The sequence below is a fragment of the Blastopirellula sp. SH421 genome (assembly GCF_057808535.1).
This window is the reverse complement of sequence record NZ_CM173712.1, coordinates 3,752,872-3,775,213: the sequence shown is the minus strand read 5'-3', so window position 1 is coordinate 3,775,213 and position 22,342 is coordinate 3,752,872. Positions and strand designations below refer to the sequence as shown.

The following is a 22,342-nucleotide window of genomic DNA, read 5'->3' as shown; positions in this document are numbered from 1 at the left end:
ACTTCGATGATCTCCAGCACGACTATTTCTGATAGGACTATCTCCAGCACCAAGTCATCCCACGACACGGACGTGGACGGAGCAGAGCCGCAGAAATTTTCGCCGGCGATTCAGTCTGCTGCGCCCCAGCGAAACTGGTTGCAGAACATGTCACGCCGGAAGTTGCTCCGCTGGCTTGAACATGTCGCAGGTGGCCAGATTCACTATAGAGACTCTGCTGACACGATCACGTTTGGCGCTGTGGCGGCCGATGAGTTGCAAGCCGGCTGGGTTGTGGATCATCCTCATTTCTTTACGCAATTGGCGACCGGCGGAAGCATCGGCTTCGCCGAATCTTATTTGCAAGGGGATTGGCGTAGTGACGATCTGACGGCGCTGTTGCAGATTTTTTGCCGCAATATGTCACGGAGCACCGAGGCCGATTCTGGATTAGCGGCGATCGCTCGAATGGGACGTCGTCTGCTGAGCCGATGGGATGGAAACACACGGGATGGTAGTCGTAAGCATATCGCCGCCCATTACGACTTGAGCAACGAATTCTTTGAGCTTTTTCTTGATTCGACGTGGATGTATTCGTCCGCTTATTTTGAACAACCAAACATATCGCTCGAAGACGCTTCGGTCGCCAAGCTGCAGCGGATCTGCGACAAGCTAGAGTTGTGTAACACGGATCGCGTCTTGGAAATCGGAACCGGTTGGGGCGGTTTCGCGCTGCATGCGGCTCAGCTAGGGGTAAAAGAACTGACGACCACCACGATTTCCCCTTCCCAATATCAGAAATCGCAACAGCGATTTCAGGAGGCTGGCGTCTCGGATCGCATTCGCTTGCTCAACGCCGACTATCGCGACCTGAACGGCCAGTACGACAAGATCGTTTCGATCGAAATGGTGGAAGCGGTCGGTGAAAAATATTTGGATGATTATTTTCGGCAATGTGCTCGTTTGTTGAAGCCAGGGGGAAGACTGGTGATTCAGGCGATCGTAATGCCGGAAGATCGTTATGCGTTGTATCGTCGCTCAGTCGACTTTATCCAAGCTTACATTTTTCCTGGCGGCTTTTTGCCGTCGGTTGCGGCGATGCAATCCTCGATCGGTCGCACGTCAAATTTGCGTCTGCAATCTCTCGAAGATCTGTCGCCCCATTATGCGACGACGCTGCTGCATTGGCGTCGGCAGTTCATGACTCAACTAGAAGCGGTGCGAGCTCTCGGCTTTGACGATCGTTTTATTCGTATGTGGGAGTACTATTTGTGTTACTGCGAAGCGGCGTTTCGCGAGAAAGCGGTGGGAGTTGTTCAGATTGCGTGGGACAAACCGACGTATTGAACAGTCCTAACGGCGGTTCTTCGCGACAGCCCAGCTCATGGTTCGGTATGCTCCTTGGCGCCGCAGAAAACGGTTGGCTGCCAGATCCGCTGGTGCGCTACGGCATACGTCGCTTACTGAGCGATGGCTTGAAGCAACGGCAACATCGTACCAACGAATCCTCCATCGAAAACTTTCTACGCGCGACGCTAGCGGCGCCGATCGCGGTCGTTCCGCAAAAGGCGAATGAACAACACTATGAGGTGCCGGCCCGGTTCTTTCAAAAAGTTCTCGGGAATCGGCTGAAATACAGTTGCTGTTATTGGGCGCCGGAGACAAAGTCACTGGATCAAGCGGAAATTGCAGCGCTACGCGCTACCTGCGAGTATGCCGATCTGTCTGATGGCCAGGATGTGCTAGAACTGGGATGCGGCTGGGGATCGCTCTCGATTTGGATGGCTCAAAACTATCCCAATAGCCGCATCACATCGGTTTCTAACTCGCATTCGCAGCGCGAATATATTGAGGCCCAAGCCCGCATGCGCGGAGTGACAAACCTCACGGTGATCACTGCCGATATGAACGAGTTTGCACCGTTGCAAACATTTGATCGAGTCGTTTCGGTCGAAATGTTTGAGCATATGCGTAATCATCGCGAGCTGATGCGACGCATCCATGATTGGCTTCGCCCCAGCGGCCGGCTGTACGTCCATATTTTTTGCCACCGCGATACGCCGTATCTGTTTCAGTCTGAGGGAGAACGCAATTGGATGGGGCGGTACTTCTTTACCGGCGGCATGATGCCCAGCGTTGACTTGCTGCCTCGCTGCGGATCGCCGCTCGACTTAGTCTCGCAGTGGAACTGGGATGGAACGCACTACGCGAAGACCTGTCGCGCATGGTTGCACAATCAGGATGCAGCCAAGCATGAGGTCCGCAGTCTGCTGGCCGAGACTTACGGGGCGGCCGATGCAAATCGCTGGCACAATCGTTGGAGGATGTTCTTTATCGCGTGCGAAGAGTTGTTCGGTTTTCAACGTGGCCAGCAATGGTTTGTCTCCCACTATTTGTTCCAGCGATGTCCCCAGAATTAATCGGCGTTTTATTACGCACAGCCGTCGTTATCGCCGGAATGATGACGTTGGTGTGGCTGCTCAGTCTTTGGTTGAAAGACGTTAGCATCGTCGACATCGGCTGGGGGCTTGGCTTTGTTCTGGTCGGTTGGTCCGCATTTGCGTTTGCCGGCGATCAATCTGCAGAACGCTGGCTGCTGCCGCTGCTGACCACGATCTGGGGGGCGCGACTGAGTGGATATCTGCTGTGGCGCAATCACGGCCAGCCTGAGGATTATCGATATCGTTCGATGCGCGAGCATTGGGGCAGCGCGTTTCCACTGGCCAGTTTGTTTATCGTCTTTGGATTGCAGGGGGTTGTGATGTGGATCGTCGCGCTGCCGCTGCAGATTGGGATTGCCTGTGCGGATCGCAACCTTGTTGGGCTTACAATCGTAGGCGTTCTTGTCTGGGGAGTAGGGCTGTTGTTTGAAACGGTTGGCGATTGGCAGTTGGCTCGCTTCCGCTCCAACCCAGCCAACCAAGGGTGTTTGCTTGACTCGGGGCTTTGGCGCTATACGAGGCACCCGAACTATTTTGGCGACTTTCTGGTTTGGTGGGGGCTGTATCTGATCGCCGTCGCGCAGAGCGGCGTTTGGTGGACGGCGATTGGACCGATTGTGATGTCGATCTTTTTGATGAAGGTCTCTGGCGTTACGCTGCTTGAGAAATCGCTCGCCAACTCAAAGCCGGGCTACGCAGCTTATGTAGCCCGGACGAATGCGTTCTTTCCCGGTTGGCCGCGACGGAGGTAGTTGACTTACTTCTTCGCCTCGACGGTCAACTTGCGCCGGTAGATCTGATTCCCATGCGCGATGTAGAGCGTGCTGAAATCGGGGCCCGCCAAAATGCAGGTAGTCAGCGGCTGGTCTTGATTGACCTTCGGCAAAAGTCCGCACGGTCGAAAGGTGGGATCAAACACCTGAACTCCCAATGCGCTAGTCACGTAATAGCGACCCGCTTTGTCGACCGACATGCCGTCTCCCTTGGCCGAAGCGACATAAGGGGGCGGCTCGTTGAAGCGGAACTCCCCTTTTTCATCAATGGGCAACCGCATCGGCATCGTTGGCATTTTGGCGTCCAACACTCCGCCGTCATTCACGCGGAACGTCCAGGTATGATCACCGCCGTAATCCGATACCGCCAAGGTTCCGCCGTCGTTCGAGAGGGCGATGCCGTTCGGTTTGGTGATGCCGGTATCGACCACCGTCACTTCACCGGTTTCGGGATCGATCCGAGTCACCTGCTGGGCTTGCGTTTCGGTGATCAAAATGTAGCCATCCTTGGTGACAGCTATGTCGTTGGGTTTGACCCCTTCGGCCACAGTCTTCACTTCACCGTTTTTGACATTGATCGAGATCACACGGTTCTGGGATCCTTGGCACGCATACAACAGCGAACCATCGGGGCTAAACTCCAATCCGCTGACCGATTCTTTGGCGATCACCGTTTGGGCCCCATCGACGGCGCTCATGCGAATAACGGCCGGGGCCTTCATATCGCAAAAGTAAAGGTTCCCCTGCTTGTCGGTGCAAAGTGCATCGGCAAAACCAAGCTCATCGGCGACCAATTCCCACGACTGTCCAGGGATTAGCAGATCGAGCAGCGTGTAGTCGCTGCCGAGATCATCCTTGGTGTCGATTTGGGCAACGTGGTTCTCCTTGCGCCAGAGCCATTTCATCGCGTCGGGGAAATTTGCTCCGCCGAAGTCGGAGTTGTGACCATATCCCTCGGCCGAGTCAAACCGAACGTCGTAGCCCATATACTTCAATGCCGAGGCCATCCGCTGATTGGCCCACCACCAACTGCCAAATGCATTGTCGACGTCGCCGCTGGTGTCGGCCATGTACATGCGAATCGACTTTGGCTCGGTCTTGCGAATCAGCGCCGGATAGACGTTGCCGCCGCGCAGGTTAGTAAAGCTGCCGACGCTGGAATATACCTTGCGGAACAGATCATTGCGTTCCCAAGCAGCCGTAAAAGCGCAGATGGCGCCGGAGCTGGAACCGCCGATCGCATGCAGCGCCGGATCGTCGGAGATGTTGTAATGCTTGCGAACCTCGGGCAAGATTTCTTCGTCCAGAAAGCGGACATAACGATCGCCTAGGCTATCGTATTCGAATCCACGATTCGAGAACTTCCCTTTGTTGACCGGCTTCGATTTGTCTTGACCCGGATTGAGGAAGACGGCGATCGTGGGTGGCATATCGCCGCGAGCAATCAGGTTGTCAAACACAATCGGAATCCGCCAACGTCCGTTGAGGTCACGCATCCGCTCGCCATCTTGGAAAACCATCAAAGCGGCAGGCTCATCCGCGTTGTACTGAGCAGGCACATAGATCGACCAATCGCGAATCGTGCCGGAGAAGATCTTCGACTCCCACGGCTGCATCTGTTGGACTTTGCCTTTGGGAACATCGTCGCGCGCGACCGCGTCTGGATGCGGCGTCCATTTTGGCTTGGTATTGACGACCGGGTTATGGGTTGACTTCGCGTTATCATCCCAAAGCCAGGTTAGCGCTTCCGGCAAAACTTCGCCGGCCCATTGGCCGCTATGGCCTCCCTCTGTCATGACCAACTTGTATTGATAGCCAGCAAATTGCAGTGCGGCCGCCATGTCCTGGTTACCCAGTGGCCAACTGCCATGGAGATTGCTCAGATCATTAACCCCATCCTGCAGGTAAACCTTGATCGCTTTCGGTTTGTCTTTGGTCTTGCGGATCAGCCCGGGATAGGCCCAGCCGCCGCGAATGTTGGTATAGCTGCCAATGTTGCTCAACACTTTGCCAAACTGATCGGGCATTTCCCAAGCTACGGTGAACGCACAGATCCCGCCAGAAGATCCGCCGCCAACGGCACGCTGGGCCGGGTCAGTTGAAATGTTGAGCCCTGCTAACGCAACCGGCAAAAATTCGTCGACCAGGAAGTTCGCATAGCGATCGCCTAGCGAGTCATACTCGAATGAGCGATTGCTGATCGACTTGCCGCCGGCAATCGTCGCAGGCGTCGTGCCGGGATTGACGAAGACGGCGATCGTGACCGGCATCGCTTTCTGGTGAATCAAATTGTCAAAGACGATTGGAACACGGTAGGCGCCTTTGGGATTGGCAAAACCTGCGCCGTCCATGAAGACCATCAGCGCGGCTGGTCGATTGGGATCGTACTGGGCCGGCACATAGACGCTGTAATCGCGTACCGTCCCGGGAAAGATCTTGCTCTCTTGAAATTTTCCCGAGGTGATCTTTCCCTGGGGCACGCCTGGCTGAACGACGCGAGCAGGATTCTCTGCCGCCATAGAAAAGGTGGCCATCAGCGGTACTAAACAGAGCAAGAGCAAGCAACGAAAACTGCGGTGCATGGGGGACTCCGGACTTCGTAGGGGGCCTAGGGTAAGTCGTGGGGAAATAGGTGGACTTGCTAGGAAGGGAAGGGAGGCTGGTCAAATCAAAATGGGTAGCGAGATCTCCTAGTTTAGCCCAACGAGACCCCTGCGGCGACTATTCCCCTAGGAGCCGATCGAGCCATCTGAAAGTTCGCCTCCAGTAGCTTCTCCCGACGAACGCCAGACTAGCCGGGAACGTTTTAACCATTTTTCCCGTTGACTTGAGGGCTTTGGGTGGGATCGGCAGGCATTGCCAGGGCTAGGTCCTTTGCTAGGCAAATCCCCCGAGCGAATCAGAGGGTGCGCTGATAAACCCTGGTTGAGAGCTGTGAATTGTCAAAGAGTGCGAATTGCCAATGATGCAGAGGGTCGCTTGGGAAGCTAGAAAGCGGATCCCCCCCTGCATAAGGGATACTATTTAATGGCTAACTCGGACGATTGAGTGATGGTTTTTCCGTTTAGTCAAAATAAATGGGGGCTTGCACTCTCAGGGATGTAAAGTACACGAAATCAGTTCGATTTCGACGAATGACAAACACGCGGCAGGTCGAATTACGCTCTAGCAGCATTTCGCTAACATCGCGAAACTGATGCAGCAGATTGTTCGCGCTTTGCGGAACGATTCTGATTCAACCCAAATCAATCGCAGGATCACCCATGAGTCTTCACGATTCGGCGAATGTCGCCGTCTCTCCGATCTTTCCGGCCGACTATCGCGCATCCGGGCTGTTACTGCATGTAACATCGCTTCCTTCGGAGTACGGGATCGGCGATTTTGGACCGGCGGCAAGAGCCTGGGTTGAACGTTTGCATGACGCGAAACAGACTTGGTGGCAAATCTTGCCGATCGGGCCGACCGATCGCGGCATCTCTCCCTATCAATCGACCTCCTCGTTTGCCGTCAACTGGAATTTGGTGAGCCCTGCCGATTTGATCGCAGACGGTTTGCTGCAAGCGGAAGAAGCGGTCTATCCTGCTTCTACCCATTCCGAGACCGAACTGGACTATGCGTCGGTCGTTGATTTTAAAGAGCGTTTGCTCGATATCATCCGGTCGAACTTCGCCACTCGGGCCAGCCAAGAGTTGAAGCAGGCATTCGCAGCTTTTCAAGCCGAACAAGCCGCATGGCTGGACGACTATGCTTTGTTCACGGCGTTGCACATTCAATACAACAGCGAAAGCTACTTGGAGTGGCCCAGCGAGCTGATTCGCCGCCAGCCGGCAGCGCTGGCGCAAGCCAAGCAAACGCTAAAAGCCGAGATCGAACGCGTTCAATTGGCGCAATTTCTCGCCTACCGCCAAGCGAGTCAACTACGAGATTATGCGCACACTCAAGGGGTTCAGTTGATTGGCGATTCGCCATTTTATGTTTCGCCCAATTCGAGCGATGTCTGGGCCAGTCCTGAACTGTTCTTGCTGGACGAAAATTTTCGACCGCAGTATGTGGGCGGTGTGCCGCCTGATTACTTCAGCGAGGACGGTCAATTATGGGGCAATCCGATCTACAACTGGGATGCGATGCGGGAAAGCGGCTATCGCTGGTGCATCGATCGTATTAAAGCGGTGCTGGCCCATGTCGATCTGGTCCGGCTGGATCATTTTCGTGGCTTTGCGGCTGCTTGGCGGGTGCCGGCTGAGTCCCCCACGGCACAGACCGGCGAATGGTCGCTGGGCCCAGGTGGAGAATTCTTTCGAGCGATCCTAGCCGAACTCGGCACGCTGCCATTTATCGCTGAGGATTTAGGGATCATCACACCAGACGTCAATGCGCTGCGTGACGAATTTCAGTTGCCTGGGACTCGGGTTCTGCAATTTGCCTTTGACGGAGACAAAAACAATACCTACTTGCCAGAGAATTTTGTGCCCAATACGGTCGCCTTCACAGCGACGCATGACAACAACACGACGCATGGTTGGTTTGACGACTTGTCGCCAGACGAACGAAAAGTGGTCTGCAACTTCTTTCAGCGCGATGCGTTGACGAGCGAAGAGGCGACCAGCGAGTTAATCAAAGCGACTTGGTCTTCGGTTGCAGCGGTGGCGATTGTACCGCTGCAAGATTTATTGAATCTGCCGGCGACAGCCCGCATGAATGTGCCTGGCGTTGCCGAAAGTAATTGGGGCTGGCGCTGCACCCCAGAGATGTTGGATTCGCCAGCGTTTGAATGGCTTGGCGAATTAACCAAATCCACGCAGCGAGCTCAAGAAGATGCAACCGGGATGTTGTTAGGACAATCCTCGCAGCAGTCCGCTTTGGATGCGTAGCTAAGTAACGCGAGAATAAGTTCGCGTCATGGGCTCTACTATATTTCAGAGGTGGAATCGCGTCAGCTTGCTCCCTCGAAAAAAACAGATGCGAACCGCAGTGCACCACCTCTATAATAGGGTGGAAGCTTGTTCCGACATGCAATCAGGAAGCAGCGATGGATAATCAATGCGTTGTGGCGGTCTATTTCAACCTAGAACAAGCACGCTTGGCCGCTCATATCTTGGCGCGTACCGATTTGCCAACCGAGCAGATTTCTCTCATCGCCGCCGGCCTGGAGGATTACCCTGAAATCGAAGCCGAATTACAGATCGGCGAGGATGATCAGCATGATGTTATGCTTGGCGCCGGACTCGGCAGCCTGTTTGGCGTGCTGGCTGGCGCTTCGCTAATTGTGGTTGGCGGGACGGTAGCATTAGCCTTTGGTGCGTTCGCCGGTCTGCTAACTGGGGCAATTACAGGCACGTTTTTAGGTGCAATGAGTGGTTGGGGCGTGCATGAAGGCCGCATCAAACATTACGAGTCCTTGGTCAATGCGGGGCATCCGCTATTGATTACACATGGGAATCCTGTGGAAGTCGCCAAGGCGTATCGTCTGTTGCAGCAAACAGCGATGAAGGAGCTTCACATTTACGCTTCGTCGGATGACGATGCATCGCCAGCGGTCGGATAGAATCCGGCAATCGATGATCTCACTTTGGAGAATTAGCCAAGATGACTCCCGAACAGGTTAAGCGCCAATTTACCAAAGCAGTGCAATGCCTTGTGGACGAAAGTGGACCGATCAAAGAGCGACTGCTGATCGCCTACGTGAGCCAGCTCTCGCAACTTGATCCAAAGGATATTCCGGAGACGATCACGAGCGATTTTAAGTTCGTTCGTTTGCGGCTCAGCCAGGATGAGGTGGTAGGAGACACCGGCAATGCGGCCTCTCAGCTCGAAGAAATGTCGCTGCGCGAAGCGTCTGAGATCGCCGGCAAGTTATTTTCGATGTTTCTGCGCCTGCATAATCTGCAGTAACTTACCTTTACGGATTTGCATTGATGAACCAAAGTTATTGGAACTACGTGTGGCAATTGGCTGTTTTCGTGGTCGTGATGATCGCGCTCAACTTCTTCTTTCATCTCCATATTTCGATCATTGGCAGTCTGGTTTTGACGGTTGTACTTTCGCTGGCGTTTAGCTTGATCCAGCGCAAGTAAACGGCAGACTTTTATCAACCGTCAGCCTAGTCCGCCAGCAACTTTTGAAGTTGTGGTATTGGGCAGGACCTTAAGAAATAGAACGCGGAGAACACGGTAAGAAATCAAGATCCATACGCGTTGAACTATCCATTTTAATTTGGATCGATATTTTGCCTTGTCGGAGTCCTGTTTAATTTCACAGCTGATTTCTTGCTGTGTTTTCCGTCTTTCCTTCTTTCGGAATTGCCAATTAGCGCGCTTTGCAATACGCGCAGCAGGGCACGAGCGAAGTTGGGGCAAAATGCCGCGCTGGGGTAGAATGCCGCGCGCGGTTATGGCCTTTGGGGTCATCTGAGGCTGTTTCTTGGCCTATTTATCGATTTGTCTGTTTGGCACATCGATTGCTTCTTTGGATCGGAGTCCTCCCTCATCCCTTCCTGTATTTTGCAAAAGGCGCACTCATGATTCAACCAAGTGCACAGCGTTCCCAAGTCGTCGAACTTACCGAAGAGATCAAGCTGCACAGTGCTCCGTTGCGGCGGATTGTGAGCGAGATCAATCACGTTTTGGTGGGGCAAGAAAAGTTAGTCCATCGAATGCTGATTGGGTTATTGGCCAACGGCCATATCTTGATTGAAGGTGTGCCTGGGCTGGCGAAGACCACCGCTGTGGCCAGTTTGGCGAAAGCGATCAACACCGGCTTTCAGCGATTGCAATTTACGCCGGACTTGTTGCCTGCCGACTTGATCGGAACGCTGGTTTATCGTCCGCAGGATCAGACGTTTGTCGTCCAAAAGGGGCCGATCTTCTCGAATCTGATTTTGGCGGATGAAATCAACCGGGCGCCGGCCAAGGTGCAAAGCGCCTTGCTAGAAGCGATGCAGGAACGACAAGTCACCATCGGGACCGAAACGTTTCCGCTGGAGCAACCTTTCCTGGTGATGGCGACGCAAAACCCGGTCGAGCAAGAAGGGACCTATCAGTTGCCAGAGGCTCAGACCGATCGATTTATGCTGAAAGTGATCGTTGAGTATCCCACTCGCAATGAAGAGTTGCAGATCTTGCGCCGGATGAGCAAGACCTCGGCCAAATTTGAAATCACACCGGTGACGTCTCCCGACGAGATTATGGCGGCGCGTGACTTGGTCGATCAGGTGTACGTGGATGAGAAGGTGGAGAACTACGTGGTCGACCTGGTGATGGCGACACGTTCTCCGCAGGCCTATGGATTGAACCTGGATGAATTGATTCAGTTCGGCGGTTCGCCACGTGCGACGATCAACCTGACGCTGGCCGCCAAAGCAAACGCTTTCCTGGCTGGTCGTGGTTACGTCACGCCGCAGGACGTCAAAGAAATCGCGCTGGATGTGCTGCGTCATCGCGTGGTCGTTACGTACGAAGCGGAAGCGGAAGAACGAACCAGCGCATCGATTGTACAGGAGATTCTTCATCACATTCCGACGCCGTAAACAGTGCGGTGGCAAGTTCGCATCTTCTCGGCAAGGAATAGTTATGATACCTCGCGAAATTTTTCGAAAGATCCGCCGGATTCAGATTCGTACGTCGCACAAGGTGGATGAACTGCTGGCCGGCAACTGGCACTCAGCGTTCAAAGGCCGCGGCATCGAATTTGAGGAGGTTCGACCCTACCAGGTGGGTGATGACGTCCGCACGATCGACTGGAACGTGACCGCTCGCAGCGATCAGCCCTACGTGAAACTTTTTCGCGAAGAGCGTGAACTGGCGGTCTCGTTGCTGGTCGATCTGAGTGCGTCACAAGACCTCGGGACGACGACGCAAACCAAGCGAGAGTTGGTCGCCGAGTTGGGGGCGATCTTGGCGATGTCGGCAATTAAGAACAACGACAAAGTTGGCCTGACTCTGTTTAGTGACGCAGTCGAGAAGAACATTCCGGCACGGAAAGGTTCGCGGCATGTTTTGCGGCTGATTCGTGAGCTGCTGTGCTGCGAACCGGTCGGAACAGGGACCAACTTGCGACGCGTGTTGGACCACTTTAATCGCACCATAAAACGGCGAACGGTGGTTTTTTTGATCAGTGATTTTCAGGACAGCGATTATGAGTCGGCATTGAAGGTGGCTCGGCGGCGTCATGACATTATACCCGTGGTGATCGCCGATCCGCGTGAGTCCGAGATGCCCAACGTGGGGCTGGTGCGACTGCACGATGCCGAAACAGGTCAGGTCATCACCATCGACACGTCCAGTCGGAAGAATCGGCAGTTGTACGCCAAGCTTTATGCAGAGCAGGCGACAGCACGTGATAACCTGTTTCGTCGGTTGAAACTCGATCCAATCCATCTGCAAACCGGCTGCGACCTGGTCGATCCGTTGCGCAAGTATTTTCACCAACGAGAGAACCGGCAATGAACAGAAAAGCATTTTTGTGCCGACCTAGGGGGCGCTGGCTGTTGGCCGTTGTCATTGGTTGGCTAAGCATTCATCATGCTTCCGCGGCGGAACCTGCTCGGGTCACTACAACTTCATCACAGACTTCACTGCAAGTCGCCGAACCGTTTTGGGTGGATTGGACGGTCACTGCACCAATCGGCGTCAAGGTGACCTTTCCTGGCGTCGGCGAAAAGCTGGGTGACTTTGACGTCCTCGACACGCACGATTTGTTCGATATCCCCAGCCCAGAAGTTGCGGATCTACGAACTTGGACCAGGCGATTGCAATTAGAAAGCATTGTGACGGGCGACTTGGAAGTCCCTGCACTTGAAATCCAAGTTGGCGCTGATTCGTCTCAGACCCTTCGCTCGCAAGCAGTGCCTGTCCAAGTGGTCAGTGTGCTGGAAGAACGTGGAGATCCAACGCAATTTCGCGACATTCAATCAGTGGTGGATGTGCCTGTGCCGAGCGAGCCTTCGCGCGCTTGGATAGGATGGACGCTGGCTGGGCTCTCTGTGTTGGCGCTCAGTATCACTGCGGCAGTCTTTACACGCCGCAAACAATGGTTGACGCCGGCTCAGTGGGCGACCCAACAACTGGATGAGTTGGAAGTCGCTGCGCAGCAGCAGACCGGAGATACGTCCGCTGGAGAGCTGGCGACGATCATGCAAAGCTATTTGCAGCTGCAATTTTCACTATCAGAGCCGGGGCGAACCTCCGACGAATTGTTGCAGTTGCTGACGAGCAAGCGATTGGTCGATTCTGCGGCGCTGGAACAACTGCGCGGGCTATTCGCGACGGCCGATCAGGTGAAGTTCGCCAAGTTGCCGGTTGCGGCGACTGATTTTCAAACGATGTTAACGCAAGCTCGCTCGCTGGTCGGTCAGGTTGCGGTGGAGCAATCAGTCGAGACTTCCTCAACTGATTTTGAAAAGACCGCTCTCGAAACGACGGAGACCAACTAATGTTTTATTCGCCATGGTATTTCCTGTTGCTGCTGGCGGTTCCGTTGGTTGCATGGTGGTTGTTTGCGCCTCGTCGTCGTAGTGCGATCCGCTTTAGCTCGGTCCAGCTTGCGAGTCAACTTTCACCTACATTGCGACAGCGGCTGATGTGGTTGCCGGGCGCATTGACTTTGGCCGCCGTGGTGGTGCTGGTGATCGCATTGGCTCGTCCTCGGGAAGGTCGCGAGCAAACGATCGTTGAAAACGAAGGAATCGCGATTGAGATGGTGGTGGATCGTAGCGGAAGCATGCAAGCAATGGACTTTCAGCTAGGTGACCAGCATGTCGATCGGTTGACCGCGATCAAAAAGGTCGCCGGCGACTTTGTTGCCGGGGGAGACGAGCTGGAGGGAAGATTAACTGATTTGGTCGGCTTGATTACTTTTGCCGGCTACGCGGATGGAGTGACCCCACCCACGCTGGATCATAAGTTTCTCGTTTCGCAACTAAATCACGCGCAAATCGTGACCAATCGCAGCGAAGATGGGACCGCGATCGGCGATGCGATCTCGCTAGCGGTCGAGAAGCTCAATGCACTGGATGCGCGGCAAAAAGAAAAAGTTCAAAGCAAGGTCATCATCTTGTTGACCGACGGAGAAAACAACGCCGGAGATCTAGAGCCTGTGCAAGCCGCCGAGCTGGCGCAAACGATGGGGATCAAGATTTACACGATCGGTGTTGGGACCAAAGGTCGAGCGCCAATGCCGGTTACGGATGTGTTTGGCCGTGAGAGCATGCAGTGGATGGATGTAAATATTGACGAAGAGACGTTAGGGAAGGTCGCGTCGATCACCGGCGGGAAATATTTTCGGGCGACCGATACAGACTCGCTCGCAAAAATTTACAGCGAGATCGATCAGTTAGAGAAATCGAAGGTAGAAGCCCAACACTATGTTGACTATCGCGAATTGGCGGTGCAGTCGTACGCTTTGGGATGGTTGACCCTGCCGCCGCTGTTATTGATTGCTTTTGGTCTGCTGTTGGCGCGATTTGTGCTAGAGCAAACGTGGTTGAGAGAGTTGACATAAACGCCGATCAAATCGCAATGCCGAACGCCCAAGAGCTGAGGCAGCGAGTGGAGAAAGTACAAGATGGACATTCAATTGGGCAACCCTGACAGTCTAGCGTTGATCGCATTGGTTGTAATTGGCTTGGCCGCCACCGCATGGGCGATTGCAGCAAGTCGCCGCGCTGCAACACAGTTTGCGATGGCGCCACTGCGGCGAAGGCTGATGCCTTTAGCAACTTCGTCACGTCGCTGGATCTCGGCCGGTTTGGTTTCGATCAGCTTGGTGATGATCGCGGTCGCGCTGCTCGATGTGCGGTGGGGCAAGACTTGGCGTGAGACGCCGCAAAAAGGGATTGAAGTGATGTTTGTCTTGGACGTTTCGCGCAGCATGCTGGCCGAAGATGTCACCCCCAATCGCTTGCAACGCGCAAAACAGCAGATCAAAGATATGCTGGGCGCCATGGCCGGCGATCGAGTCGGGCTGATCGTGTTTGCCGGCGATACGCGGCAGTCAGTCCCGCTGACCAGTCATTACGAGGATTTTAAACAAACGCTGGACGCGGTTGGTCCGCACACCGTGCGGAGCGGCGGCTCGCGATTAGGGGGGGCGATCGCCGCTGCGGCCAACGGGTTTATCGACACAACCAATGACCACAAAGCGATCGTCGTGTTTACCGATGGCGAAGACCAAGAGAGTAAGCCGGTCGAGGTCGCCCAAAAGTTGTTTGCCGAACAAGGGATTCGCGTCTTCACCGTTGGGCTAGGCGATTGGAATCAAGGAGCTCGGATTCCGGAGACCGAAGCAGGAGACGGCGGGTTTGTGCAATATCAGGGCCAGCAAGTCTGGTCGAAAATGAACGGTCAAGTGTTGGAGAAAATTGCTACCGAAACCAACGGCGCCTACATTCCTGCTGGAACTCGACAGGTCAACATGGCCGACGTCTATCACAATTATTTAGCCAACGTCGAACAGACCGAATTTGAGACAGCCAAGATCAACGCTTACATTCCACGCTATCAATGGTTCGCTGCGCCAGCTTTGGCACTGTTGTTGCTTGAAGTTTTTGTGTCTTCACGCAATAGCAAGTTAGCGCCCGGCGCCGCAACCAAAAGCAAGATTCGTACCAGCCGAAAAGCTGTCGCAACCAACCCACGCTCGGCGTCATCTGTCGTTTAATTTGTGAGAAACAGCCAATCATGAGATACCTCACCAAGCTATTGACCCTGTTGCTGTTTGCGACGCTTGCCCTCCCTTCGCTGGCTGCGACCAGCTCACTAGCGGCAGAGACCGATTCGGCCACGCGCATCAATGCGGCCAATGCGTTGTTGCGGGAGGGGAAGATTGAAGCGGCGATTGACGGCTATCAGCAAATTCAACCGACAAACGACGACCGCGAAACGTTGCAGTACAACCTGGGGGTGGCTCAATTTCGCGGCGGCGATCTCGCGGCGGCGAAACAAGCGTTCACTCAGGCCGCCGCTTCTAGCAGCCAAGGATTGGCTTCCAACAGCCGTTTCAACTTGGGCAATTGTTATTACAACGAGGGTTTGCAACAGGCCGAACAAGACAAAGACGCGGCGATCCAATCTCTGCAAGCGGCGATCTCGCATTATCGTGGAGCACTCCGCAGCAATCCTCAAAATACCGATGCCCGCGCCAATATCGAATTGGCCAACGAACTGATCCGTAAGTTGCAAGAAGACCAGCAGCAGGACCAGCAGCAGGACCAGCAGCAGGACCAGCAGCAGGACCAGCAGCAGGACCAGCAGCAGGACCAGCAGCAGGACCAGCAGCAGGACCAGCAGCAGGACCAGCAGCAGGACCAGCAGCAGGACCAGCAGCAGGACCAGCAGCAGGACCAGCAGCAGGACCAGCAGCAGGACCAGCAGCAGGACCAGCAGCAGGACCAGCAGCAGGATCAACAGCAGGATCAACAGCAGGATCAACAACAGGATCAACAACAGGATCAACAACAGGATCAACAACAGGATCAACAACAGGATCAACAACAGGATCAACAACAGGATCAACAACAGGATCAACAGCAGGATCAACAGCAGGACCAACAGCAGCAGGGGGATCAACAGCAAGAGCCGCAGGATTCTCCGTCGCAGTCGTCAGCGGGGGAACCGTCTGACGAGCAGAAGAAAAAGCCTGAGGATTCACCAGAGCAGGGGGATCCCCAAGAAGATTTAGGGAAGTCGATGGATCAGGAGCAACAAGCGGAACCAGAGTCATCGCCAGAGCAAGATAAGCCGCATGACAACCCTGCTAACCAACAATCACCGACACAATCCCCGCAGTCGGCCGCCGGCGAACCAACGGCGAAGGAAGAAAGCGGCGAGCCTGAAGCGGTTCCGACTGGTCAACTATCTGCCGCCAATGAGCAAGAGCAGGCGTCTGGCGAACCGCAAGCTGCGGTGATGGGGAACGCCCAGGAAGGTTTGATGTCTAAAGAGGAGGCGCTCAAGATGCTTCAAGCAGTTCGCGACCGGGACATGTTGCGTCGCATGCAACAACAGCAAGCAGAACGTGCTCGTCATGTTCCTGTCGATCGCGACTGGTAAAGAGCGTGCTCCATTTGACGCGTGGTGTGATTGATCAAGACAAAACAATACGATTTCGGCGTTGGGAGAAATAGAAATGTTCAACAAAAGAGCTTACCTTTCGGCATGGCTTGCCTTGACGGCGATCTGCTGCGGCGGGATGGCGGGCAGCGTCCAAGCAGGCGAGGTCGCGGCTCGGCTGTCGTCGCGCGAAGCTTATGTCGGCATGCCGCTGAACTTACAGCTTGCGATTTCGGATGCAAACGACTACCAGCAGCCGGCCTTGCCGCAGATCGATGGCTGCGATATTCGCTCTGCCGGCCCACCGGCGCAAAGCTCTCAGATCACGATCATCAACGGTCGCCGCAGCGAAAGCCGGAGCGTGGTGATGCGTTACTTAATCACTCCGCGCCGCGCGGGAAGCTTTGAACTTCCAGCGCTAACCATCAACGTGGATGGAAAAGAGAGGACGACTCAGCCGCAACGGTTTGTCGCAACCCAAAGCGTTACCGGCGATCTGTTATTTGTGGAGATCAGCGGCAGCAAAGAGAAAGTTTTTGTCGGCGAACCCTTGGAATTGACGCTGAAGATCTGGATCAAACCTTTTCAGGATGCAGAGCGAAACATCACATTGTCAGAAGGGGACATGTGGAACATGATCTCTGAGCAAACTGCTTGGGGTGGGTTCGTCGATCGCTTGCGAGAATTGGCCGAAAACAATCAACGTCCCGCCGGACAAGAAGTGCTACGTGATAACGGCCAGGGAGACGAACGCAGCTATTACCTCTATCAGATTACGGCGACCGTCTATCCCAAGCGGTCAGGCAAGATCGACGCTGACGACGTGCAAATCGTGGTCAATTATCCTACGGCGCTTGGCGCATCGCGGGCCTCGTTTGGCGGTCTCTTGGGAGGGAGTCCATTCGGGGGCAATTCGTTGATGTCGCGGATGATGGAGGACGATTTCTTTGCGTCTCCTTTTGGCGATCAGCTTGCGGTAACCTCGTCTCGTCCGATTGTCGGCGAGGTGAGCGTCGATGCGACTGAAGTGGCGCCTGTTCCCCAAGCAGGCCGACCGGCCGACTATCGCGGCGCGGTAGGGCATTATCAAATGATTACGCGAGCCACCCCGACGACTGTCGAAGCCGGCGATCCCATCACCTTGGACATCGGGATCATCGGCAGCGGGCCTATGGAACTAGTCCAGGCTCCGCCGCTGCATGCGTTGCCTGAGCTGACTACCAATTTTCACGTGGATGATCAATCACTGGCCGGCTTTGTGAAGGACGGAACCAAAGTTTTTTCAACCACGATTCGCCCGCGAAAAGCGGGGATTACTGCGATCCCCGCGATTCCTTTCAGCTTTTTTGATCCTGAAACGGAATCGTTTCAAACCGTCTCAAGTGAGCCGATCGCAATCACCGTCAGTCCGTCCGAAACTCTGGCCTTGGATGCGATTGTGGGAAACTCGCGTGGAGATCAATCGCACGATGCTGAATCGCAGCCAACGCCTGTTGCGGAGCTGCCTGACTTCACCAACAACCATGCGGAATCGATTCTCGTTTCGCAATCGGTACCTTCATCAATTGCTTGGTGGTGGTCGTTGGTGGTGCTTCCGCCCGGCGTTTGTTTGGCAATGCTGTTGATGTTCAATCGGCGCGAGATCATGGATCGGCTGCTTCGCTTTCAAGCTCCGCGGAAGCGCTGCGTGATGGCCCTGGAGTCCGCAACCTCGCGCGCAGCGATCGTGGATGCGTTGACCCTGTATGTCGCTCGAGCTACGCGTACACCGTGCAAGACACCCAGCGCCGCGCTAGGACAGCTTCGCCTAAGCGGAATGTATGAACTGGCCCATGAAATGGACTCTATGATGCAAGAGCTTCAATCTCGATTCGCCGCGGAGGATGCTTCAGGCGTTTCATCAGACGATCGACAAGCGGCGATCCGCTTGGTTGAAAAGCTGGATGCGGCTTTTCGATCGGTGAAAAACAGAGTGATTCGCCGCTCCCAGTCGTTGCCGCAAACCGCCTCTACCGGCGGGCTACGACGTACGCTAACGCTGATTATCGCGACAATGATACTCGCTGTCTCGGCAAGCTTTGGTTGGGCTGCCGATCAAGCTTCGAATACCGCAACAGACATCGCGCCGGTAAAGTTGAACATGCAACAACAAGCAGCTCTCTTGGCCGAAGCCAGCGCCGACTATACGCGAGCCACCGAACTGGCCGCGACTGATGCTGCCGCTGCAAAGCAGTTTTTTGAGACAGCGGCCGGCCGATACCAACTGCTGGTCGATGCAGGCGTTCAACACAGTCAACTCTTTTTGAACTTAGGTAACGCTTGCATGCAAAGCGGCGAACTAGGGCGAGCGATTGCAAACTACGAGCATGCACGAGAGCTTGATCCTACCAACCGACAGGTGCTAGCGAATTTGCGGTTCGCCAATCACAAAGTGAAAGGGATCGCCGACCATCAAGATTCGGCACGCCTTAGCGAAGGACCGATCTCGGTTGCTTGGATTTTGCATCATCTGCGGTCGGCCAATGATTGGGTGATTCAGGTCATTGGTTTGCCAGTGGTGATTGGCGCGATCCTTGCGGCCTCGCTGACCTTTTGGGGGCTGTGGATCGTTCGCGTGGCCGGATTTCGCTTTCATGTTTGGCGGTTTGCTGCGGCGCCGTTGATGCTGCTGCTGGTTTCGCTAAGCAGTTACGGTTTAGCGGCTACCGCTCCTAGCAACAGCGGCGACGCGGTGATTATTGTTGATCGGTTGACGCTGCATGCAGGGGACGGAACTCAATTTGAAGAAGTGACGGCTCTCGACCAGGCGCAAGGGCAACGCGTGGTGGCGCTGGCCCAACGCGGCCATTGGATACAAGTTCGAACCGCGCAAGGTCAGACCGGGTGGACAGCCATGAAAGCGGTCGAACCTATCCGTTCCCTGCCAACCGGTCTGTGAGCTCGATTCGAGTATATGGTATAACATGACGCGCAGCGCCGTCGGCGGATGGTGAGCAGCAGAAGTCCATCCACATGCGCACAGGCATTCTCCCATGCGATTAGCCGCCAAGCTGATCCTGATTTTTCTCTTTGCCGTGGCCGTGCTTACGGCGGCGAACACTTATATCGCGATTCACGTTCAAAATGCATCCTTTGAACGTGAGCAAACCGAGTACGCACAGCGCGTCGGAAAGTCGATCGAAAGCGAGCTTTTGTTGACGTGGGACCAGCAAGGCGATGCTGGCGTCGACGCTTTTTTGTTGGGCGAGCACTCCTCGAATCAGCTGGTCCAGATCCGATTTATTTCACTGGAAACCACCGCGCCCAAAGAAAAGCAGTCGGATACTGCACCCGATTCGTTGTCTCAGGCCCCGCATGGCCAGATAGTTTCGGTCATGGTCAATGGGAAAGGGGGCGCAGCTTGGCTGCGCACCTACTATCCTGTGATCGGCAGCGATCAACGTCGCGCGGCATTAGAATTTTCGCGGCCAGCCGTCGAACTTCAGCAGCAAAATCGTTCGGCTATCTATCGCGCTTTGGCGATGATCGGCGTGCTATCCGTTGTCGGCGTCGCTCTGGTGATGTATGCCGGCGTGACGCTGGTTGGCAAGCCGCTTGACCAGCTGATTGAAAAGACGCAGCGCATCGCGGCCGGCGATTTTTCAGATCCGCTCGCGTTCCGTGGACGGGGAGAATTGAGCCTGTTGGCGCAGGCGCTGAACGAAATGTGTGAGCAACTCACGCAACATCAGGAAACAATTCGGCAGGAATCAGCTACCCGAATCGCCACCTTAGAACAATTGCGACATGCGGACCGGCTAAAGACAGTTGGACGCTTAGCCGCAGGAATCGCACACGAAATGGGAACTCCGCTTAATGTGGTCGCCGGACGAGCCGGCTTGATCGCGACTGGCAAACTTTCTGAATCCGAGACGCGACAAAGCGCCGAAACGATTAAAGCGGAAGCCAACCGGATTACTTTGATCGTGCGCCAGTTGCTTGACTTCGCGCGGCAAAGTCGCCCGCAACGTGCCGACGAGAATGTCAGTCTGCTGGCCGAAAGAACCATTGCCTTGCTGCAACCGTTGGCCGAGAAAAAAGGGGTGACCATAACGGCCAACCATGCCGAACGGATCGTGGCGTCGATTGATCAAGCGCAGATCCAGCAGGTGTTCACCAATATCATGATGAACGCGATTCAAGCGACTCCTGAGGGGGGACAAATCGCGTTGTCGGTTTGTCGCCAATCGGAGCGCCCCCCAGGTGACGCTTCTGCGGCCGCAGCGGAGTATGTTCGTATCGACGTCCAAGACTCTGGCTGTGGCATTGACGAACAGACGCGAGAGCAATTGTTCGAGCCATTTTTTACTACCAAGGATGTGGGAGAAGGAACTGGTCTGGGACTGTCGATCGCTTTCGGGATTGTGCAGGAACATGAAGGCTGGATCAATGTCGCCAGCCTACCCGGCGAAGGAGCGTGCTTTTCTATCTACTTACCGATTCAACCTGCGGCGGCGGAAACAACCCATGCACGGTAATATTCTGATCGTGGACGACCAGCAGAGCATGTGCGAGTTGATTCAGACCGATTTGAAACTACGGTCCTTCGATTCCAGCTGGTTTACCTCGGCCGAAGCGGCTTTTCACGCTTTGAAACAAACTGATTTTGACGCGGTGCTGACTGATATTCGCATGCCGGGTGCATCGGGGATTGAGCTTTGCGAGCAGATTGTCGCGAATCGCCCTGACGTACCGGTGATTGTCATGACCGCGTTTGGCAGTCTAGAAACAGCCGTCGCCGCGATTCGTGCTGGCGCGTTTGACTTTGTCACCAAACCGATTGAAATGGATCTGTTGGCGATTTCTTTAGAGCGCGCAGTTAAACATCGGCGATTGCAGCAGCAGGTTAAACTGTTGGGCGACGCCGTCGATCACTCACGTAATTTTGGCGAGATCATCGGCGAAAGCCCGCCGATGCAGCGTTTGTTTGATCAGATATCACGCGTGGGCGAATCGTCGTCATCCGTCTTGATCACCGGTGAAAGTGGAACCGGCAAAGAGCTTGTCGCGCGCTTGCTGCATCGGCAAAGTCGGCGAGCCAATGGACCGTTTGTAGCGGTCAACTGCGCCGCGCTGCCTGAAACGCTGCTTGAGAGTGAACTGTTTGGCCACGCCAAAGGCGCGTTTACTGACGCTCGAACCGAACGCAAAGGATTGTTTCTGCAAGCCGAGGGGGGGACGTTATTGCTGGATGAGATTGGCGAGATGCCGATTGTAATGCAGGTAAAACTATTGCGAGCGCTGGAAGAGAACAAGCTGCGTCCTGTGGGTGGTGACAAGGAAATTGAATTCGACGTTCGCCTGTTAGCTGCGACAAACCGAGACCTTGAAGTAGCGGTTGAGGAGCAAAAATTTCGGGACGATCTGTTTTATCGAATTAATGTTATTCAGCTTGAGTTGCCGCCGCTGCGATCTCGCGGCAATGATATTCTGCTGTTGGCTCACCATTTTGTGACAACCCACTCCAAGCGTGCGGGAAAATCGGTCACAAGTATTTCAGAGCAAGCAAGTGAGAGACTGCTCGCGTATTCCTGGCCAGGAAACGTACGTGAACTGCGGAATGTTATTGAACGCGCCGTCGCACTGACGCGCTACGAGAAGCTGGCCGTAGAAGACTTGCCCGAAAAAATACGCGACTATCGCAGTTCGCAAGTTTTCATCGGCGGTGAAGACCCCGCCGAACTAGCGCCGATGGACGAAGTCGAGCGCCGCTATATTTTGCACGTACTCAACGCAGTCGGCGCCAACAAAACTACCGCCGCAAGAATTCTGGGCTTTGATCGCAAAACGCTTTATCGAAAGCTCAAGCAATACGGCGTCGAGGATCTCGCCTAGCAGCCTATGGATTATTTCCACAGGCTACTGCGTCACATGGATGAGACGCCATAATCGCGAAGTTAGTCGATATTTTGCGAGCCGCCAAGAGCTCCGCTTTGAAGCTGGCGAGGTTGAAGAGCGCCACGATGGCGTTTTTCAACAGGTTACTAGGACGAGAAGCCTGGCGATTTTCGTTTCTTTAGGCGCCCAATGCTAAACGCCGAAATGACCCCCTCACTTGCAAAGA

Annotated in this window: 17 protein-coding genes; 16 read left to right on the top strand and 1 reads right to left on the bottom strand. The window is 54.7% G+C overall.

What is annotated here, in order from left to right:
* Window positions 1–6 precede the first annotated feature (6 nt).
* From SH421x_RS15445 to SH421x_RS15435, 3 genes are read left to right on the top strand one after another with little or no spacing between them, the layout of a single operon-like run.
* The gene (locus SH421x_RS15445; RefSeq protein ID WP_488850211.1) at window positions 7–1,326 is read left to right on the top strand and encodes a class I SAM-dependent methyltransferase; all 1,320 of its coding nucleotides are present in this window, start codon (window positions 7–9) and stop codon (window positions 1,324–1,326) included.
* On the top strand, window positions 1,305–2,399 hold the full coding sequence (locus SH421x_RS15440; RefSeq protein WP_488850210.1) for an SAM-dependent methyltransferase: 1,095 nt from the start codon (window positions 1,305–1,307) through the stop codon (window positions 2,397–2,399). The genes SH421x_RS15445 and SH421x_RS15440 overlap by 22 nt, the downstream gene beginning before the upstream one ends.
* The gene (locus SH421x_RS15435) at window positions 2,384–3,172 is read left to right on the top strand and encodes a DUF1295 domain-containing protein (protein ID WP_488850209.1); all 789 of its coding nucleotides are present in this window, start codon (window positions 2,384–2,386) and stop codon (window positions 3,170–3,172) included. Before SH421x_RS15440 ends, SH421x_RS15435 begins: the two co-directional genes overlap by 16 nt.
* Before the next feature lie 5 nt (window positions 3,173–3,177).
* Here SH421x_RS15435 and SH421x_RS15430 read toward each other — a convergent pair whose 3' ends face one another.
* On the bottom strand, window positions 3,178–5,727 hold the full coding sequence (locus SH421x_RS15430) for an alpha/beta hydrolase-fold protein (RefSeq protein WP_488856446.1): 2,550 nt from the start codon (window positions 5,725–5,727) through the stop codon (window positions 3,178–3,180).
* Window positions 5,728–6,456: 729 nt separating this feature from the next.
* On the opposite strand from SH421x_RS15430, the gene malQ reads away from it, so the two are divergent.
* The 13 genes from malQ to SH421x_RS15365 all read left to right on the top strand — a co-directional run bounded on the left by malQ (window position 6,457) and on the right by SH421x_RS15365 (window position 22,113).
* A complete protein-coding gene (malQ, locus tag SH421x_RS15425) occupies window positions 6,457–8,064 on the top strand; it encodes a 4-alpha-glucanotransferase (RefSeq protein ID WP_488850208.1) in 1,608 nt (535 codons plus the stop codon).
* A 158-nt stretch (window positions 8,065–8,222) separates the two neighbouring features.
* Window positions 8,223–8,738 carry a hypothetical protein gene (locus tag SH421x_RS15420; protein ID WP_488850207.1) on the top strand — a complete coding sequence of 172 codons (516 nt, stop codon included), beginning with the start codon at window positions 8,223–8,225 and terminating at the stop codon, window positions 8,736–8,738.
* Between the two features lie 41 nt (window positions 8,739–8,779).
* On the top strand, window positions 8,780–9,085 hold the full coding sequence (locus tag SH421x_RS15415; protein ID WP_488850206.1) for a hypothetical protein: 306 nt from the start codon (window positions 8,780–8,782) through the stop codon (window positions 9,083–9,085).
* A gap of 23 nt (window positions 9,086–9,108) precedes the next feature.
* On the top strand, window positions 9,109–9,267 hold the full coding sequence (locus SH421x_RS15410) for a hypothetical protein (RefSeq protein WP_488850204.1): 159 nt from the start codon (window positions 9,109–9,111) through the stop codon (window positions 9,265–9,267).
* A 443-nt stretch (window positions 9,268–9,710) separates the two neighbouring features.
* On the top strand, window positions 9,711–10,718 hold the full coding sequence (locus SH421x_RS15405; RefSeq protein ID WP_488850202.1) for an AAA family ATPase: 1,008 nt from the start codon (window positions 9,711–9,713) through the stop codon (window positions 10,716–10,718).
* Between the two features lie 43 nt (window positions 10,719–10,761).
* Window positions 10,762–11,637, top strand: a complete 876-nt coding sequence (locus SH421x_RS15400; protein ID WP_488850200.1) for a DUF58 domain-containing protein — start codon at window positions 10,762–10,764, stop codon at window positions 11,635–11,637.
* Window positions 11,634–12,623: a hypothetical protein gene (locus SH421x_RS15395; protein ID WP_488850198.1), complete on the top strand. Its 990-nt coding sequence runs from the start codon at window positions 11,634–11,636 to the stop codon at window positions 12,621–12,623. The genes SH421x_RS15400 and SH421x_RS15395 overlap by 4 nt, the downstream gene beginning before the upstream one ends.
* A complete protein-coding gene (locus tag SH421x_RS15390; protein WP_488850196.1) occupies window positions 12,623–13,690 on the top strand; it encodes a vWA domain-containing protein in 1,068 nt (355 codons plus the stop codon). Before SH421x_RS15395 ends, SH421x_RS15390 begins: the two co-directional genes overlap by 1 nt.
* 63 nt (window positions 13,691–13,753) lie before the next feature.
* Entirely contained in the window at window positions 13,754–14,848 is a 1,095-nt protein-coding gene (locus tag SH421x_RS15385) for a vWA domain-containing protein (protein WP_488850194.1), read from the top strand.
* Window positions 14,849–14,868: 20 nt separating this feature from the next.
* The gene (locus SH421x_RS15380) at window positions 14,869–16,239 is read left to right on the top strand and encodes a tetratricopeptide repeat protein (protein ID WP_488850192.1); all 1,371 of its coding nucleotides are present in this window, start codon (window positions 14,869–14,871) and stop codon (window positions 16,237–16,239) included.
* 76 nt (window positions 16,240–16,315) lie between these two features.
* The gene (locus SH421x_RS15375) at window positions 16,316–19,177 is read left to right on the top strand and encodes a BatD family protein (protein ID WP_488850190.1); all 2,862 of its coding nucleotides are present in this window, start codon (window positions 16,316–16,318) and stop codon (window positions 19,175–19,177) included.
* Between the two features lie 94 nt (window positions 19,178–19,271).
* Window positions 19,272–20,756 (top strand): sensor histidine kinase, encoded by a 1,485-nt coding sequence (locus tag SH421x_RS15370; RefSeq protein WP_488850188.1) that lies wholly within the window; start codon window positions 19,272–19,274, stop codon window positions 20,754–20,756.
* The gene (locus tag SH421x_RS15365) at window positions 20,746–22,113 is read left to right on the top strand and encodes a sigma-54-dependent transcriptional regulator (protein WP_488850186.1); all 1,368 of its coding nucleotides are present in this window, start codon (window positions 20,746–20,748) and stop codon (window positions 22,111–22,113) included. The genes SH421x_RS15370 and SH421x_RS15365 overlap by 11 nt, the downstream gene beginning before the upstream one ends.
* The last annotated feature ends 229 nt before the right edge of the window (window positions 22,114–22,342 follow it).

Coding starts and splice junctions, on each gene's coding strand:
- SH421x_RS15445 (WP_488850211.1), top strand. CDS start 7: ATGATCTCCAGCACGACTATTTCTGATAGGACTATCTCCAGCACCAAG.
- SH421x_RS15435 (WP_488850209.1), top strand. CDS start 2,384: ATGTCCCCAGAATTAATCGGCGTTTTATTACGCACAGCCGTCGTTATC.
- SH421x_RS15430 (WP_488856446.1), bottom strand. CDS start 5,727: ATGGCCACCTTTTCTATGGCGGCAGAGAATCCTGCTCGCGTCGTTCAG.
- malQ (WP_488850208.1), top strand. CDS start 6,457: ATGAGTCTTCACGATTCGGCGAATGTCGCCGTCTCTCCGATCTTTCCG.
- SH421x_RS15420 (WP_488850207.1), top strand. CDS start 8,223: ATGGATAATCAATGCGTTGTGGCGGTCTATTTCAACCTAGAACAAGCA.
- SH421x_RS15415 (WP_488850206.1), top strand. CDS start 8,780: ATGACTCCCGAACAGGTTAAGCGCCAATTTACCAAAGCAGTGCAATGC.
- SH421x_RS15410 (WP_488850204.1), top strand. CDS start 9,109: ATGAACCAAAGTTATTGGAACTACGTGTGGCAATTGGCTGTTTTCGTG.
- SH421x_RS15405 (WP_488850202.1), top strand. CDS start 9,711: ATGATTCAACCAAGTGCACAGCGTTCCCAAGTCGTCGAACTTACCGAA.
- SH421x_RS15400 (WP_488850200.1), top strand. CDS start 10,762: ATGATACCTCGCGAAATTTTTCGAAAGATCCGCCGGATTCAGATTCGT.
- SH421x_RS15395 (WP_488850198.1), top strand. CDS start 11,634: ATGAACAGAAAAGCATTTTTGTGCCGACCTAGGGGGCGCTGGCTGTTG.
- SH421x_RS15390 (WP_488850196.1), top strand. CDS start 12,623: ATGTTTTATTCGCCATGGTATTTCCTGTTGCTGCTGGCGGTTCCGTTG.
- SH421x_RS15385 (WP_488850194.1), top strand. CDS start 13,754: ATGGACATTCAATTGGGCAACCCTGACAGTCTAGCGTTGATCGCATTG.
- SH421x_RS15380 (WP_488850192.1), top strand. CDS start 14,869: ATGAGATACCTCACCAAGCTATTGACCCTGTTGCTGTTTGCGACGCTT.
- SH421x_RS15375 (WP_488850190.1), top strand. CDS start 16,316: ATGTTCAACAAAAGAGCTTACCTTTCGGCATGGCTTGCCTTGACGGCG.
- SH421x_RS15370 (WP_488850188.1), top strand. CDS start 19,272: ATGCGATTAGCCGCCAAGCTGATCCTGATTTTTCTCTTTGCCGTGGCC.
- SH421x_RS15365 (WP_488850186.1), top strand. CDS start 20,746: ATGCACGGTAATATTCTGATCGTGGACGACCAGCAGAGCATGTGCGAG.